At 43.4% G+C, this 2,536-nt stretch carries 2 protein-coding genes, 1 riboswitch and 1 other annotated feature; both genes read left to right on the top strand.

Going from position 1 to position 2,536, the window contains the following annotated elements:
- The first annotated feature begins 3 nt into the window (after positions 1-3).
- Positions 4-232: a binding site (T-box leader), on the top strand.
- A gap of 142 nt (positions 233-374) precedes the next feature.
- On the top strand, positions 375-1,619 hold the full coding sequence (ilvA, locus tag VN379_RS03125) for a threonine ammonia-lyase (protein ID WP_325530694.1): 1,245 nt from the start codon (positions 375-377) through the stop codon (positions 1,617-1,619).
- A 271-nt stretch (positions 1,620-1,890) separates the two neighbouring features.
- Positions 1,891-2,024, top strand: a riboswitch (cyclic di-AMP (ydaO/yuaA leader).
- A 77-nt stretch (positions 2,025-2,101) separates the two neighbouring features.
- Positions 2,102-2,485: a DUF2294 domain-containing protein gene (locus VN379_RS03130; RefSeq protein ID WP_325530696.1), complete on the top strand. Its 384-nt coding sequence runs from the start codon at positions 2,102-2,104 to the stop codon at positions 2,483-2,485.
- The last annotated feature ends 51 nt before the right edge of the window (positions 2,486-2,536 follow it).

Consider the following 2,536-nt stretch of genomic DNA (forward strand, 5'->3'; position numbering starts at 1 on the left):
AGTATAACAGTAATGATGGAGATAGTAGTCCGGATGAAGGTTTGCAGAGAGTCGGCACAAGGTGAAAGCCGATAACTAGAATTTGGAAGAAAATCACTCCAGAACTGCATTTCTGAAATTGGAGTAAGAAATGCCGGGTTAGCCACGTTATTTGGCTTAGGTTTGATTGAACCGAAGAGTGGCATTATTGTGCAAATAGGGTGGTAACGCGGGTATTTAACTCGTCCTTGATTAGTAGATCAAGGACGAGTTTTTATTTTATTCATATGTAATACGCAAAATCTATATATTCCGCATTAAAACTTTAACGCGTTGTATATAGCAAGTGCTTGCCAAGTTCTTTAGTGCAGAATATATATTTAGGGGAGGATCTTATGTCTGAAGCAAACAAAGGAATCTTTAAATTACCAAACTCATCAATATCACTTGAGGATGTTTATCTTGCTGAACAGCAGTTGCGGCCTGTTTTACAGAAAACAGAGCTGATTGCCAGCCCGGTGTTTAGTAATGAGTCGGGCAATCGGGTATTTATTAAACCGGAGAACCTACAAGTAACAGGGGCGTTTAAAATCCGTGGGGCTTATTATAAGATTAGTAAGCTAAGTGATCTGGAAAAGGGAAGAGGGGTTGTTGCCTCTTCCGCTGGTAATCACGCTCAGGGGATTGGCTATGCAGCTAAGCTGCTTGGAGCCAAAGCTACCCTGGTTATGCCGGCTACTACGCCGATCATAAAAGTCGAGGCCACCAGAAACTATGGTGCCCAGGTTGTTTTGCACGGCGATAGCTACGATGACGCCTATCTGAAGGCCCGGGAACTGGAAGAGCAGCATGATTATGTGTTCATCCATCCCTTTGATGATCTGGATGTAATTGTTGGTCAGGGCACATTGGCTTTGGAAATCCTTAAAGAGTTTAATGATGTTGATGAAATAATAGTGCCGGTGGGCGGCGGCGGACTAATCAGCGGGCTGGCGTTTGCTGCCAAGATGTTAAAACCAAGTATAAGAATAATTGGGGTAGAGCCTGAAGGCGCCTCCTGTATGAAACAGTCACTGGAGAAAAACCGGATCAGTACACTGGACAAGGTGGACACTATGGCCGATGGTGCGGCTGTCAAGAAACCAGGTATCTTAACCTTTGAATTTATCAAACAGTTTGTCGACGATATTGTGACAGTTTCTGACTTTGATATTATTGATGCGATATTACTCTTGATGGAAAAACATAAGATGGTTGCTGAGGGGGCTGGGGTGTTGTCGCTGGCCGGGCTTAAAAAGCTGCAGGCAAAAGACAAGAATATAGTATGCCTGCTTAGTGGCGGCAATATTGATATATCCACTATTTCAGCAATTATTAACAGAGCGCTGGTTGCCAGAGGAAGATTGTTCTGCTTTACAGTAACCCTGCCGGACAAGCCCGGAGAACTACTGCGTGTTGCTCAAATTCTGGCAGATGTGCATGCCAATGTGATTAGGCTGGACCATAATCACTCCAAGGTTATGGACCGGTTCAAACAAGCCCAGCTGGAGGTCACCGTGGAGACAAATGGCCATAGTCATGTTCAGGAAATAGAAACAGCCTTTAAAAAGAAAGGAATGGAGATCAGTAAAATTTATTAATATTGCACACCACCCGCCTGCAAAACTTTAATGCGATGTATATATGACCTTTGGGCGGGTCTTTTTTTTTTACATTCTTTTCTTGGGTTGTTTTAGTAGGTGGCCAGTGTAACGGAACTTAGCGAAAACATCTAATATAAGAAGAATTATAGAGCTAATCTGAGAAATATAACGGCAATGTATCTTATTTAGAATCTATCATTCGCCTTAAGGTGCCATTGCGTTAATTGCCCCTTTCTTTTTAGTAAATCTGGGAGTATAGTTAAGTCAATAGTAAAAAAAGCCGAGTTCCATATATGGAAGCGGAGGAACCAATCATTGGGGTTAATTCTGCCTAGCAGAAGGGATGTCTTCTCTTGCCATCCTACCCGTCAGCTAACTTCGTAGGCTAAAGCAAGGGGTCGCAAGACCTTTCATGTCATGGGTCTTTTTTTGTTCCCGATGACCCAATACAGGATTTCGGGAAATTCGGGAGGTACAGTATGCAGAAAAAAGCCGTTTTGGAAGCGGCCATTAGTGACGGATTTATAAAACTCCACCGCAGCCTGGTAGGCCGGGGGCCTGTTGAGAGCCGAACCTATATTATAGAAGATATGGTGCTCATCCGGTTTAAAGGGGTACTTACGGTGGAGGAAACCCATCTGGCCAAAACGGATAAGGGACGGCAGGTGGTGAAAGAGATGCGCCAGATACTTCGGGAGACATTTAGTGATGAAGCGGAGGATCTGGTTGCCAAGCTGACTGAATGTAAGGTTGTCAGCAGCCATAGTGACATTAGTACGAAAACCGGGGAACGGGTGGAAATATATATTTTGGCAGATAACCTTGAAAAGAAGCTTCGGTGCCTGGAAAAAAAAGGTGGATAAGAAATTGTTTTGGTATAAGGTGGTTCAAATAGTTAATCATAGTATGATAAC

Source organism: Sporomusa sp., from assembly GCF_035561255.1.
Taxonomy (GTDB): domain Bacteria; phylum Bacillota; class Negativicutes; order Sporomusales; family Sporomusaceae; genus Sporomusa.

Excerpts from the sequence above, each read along its gene's own strand:
- ilvA (WP_325530694.1), top strand. The coding sequence starts at position 375 with ATGTCTGAAGCAAACAAAGGAATCTTTAAATTACCAAACTCATCAATA.
- VN379_RS03130 (WP_325530696.1), top strand. The coding sequence starts at position 2,102 with ATGCAGAAAAAAGCCGTTTTGGAAGCGGCCATTAGTGACGGATTTATA.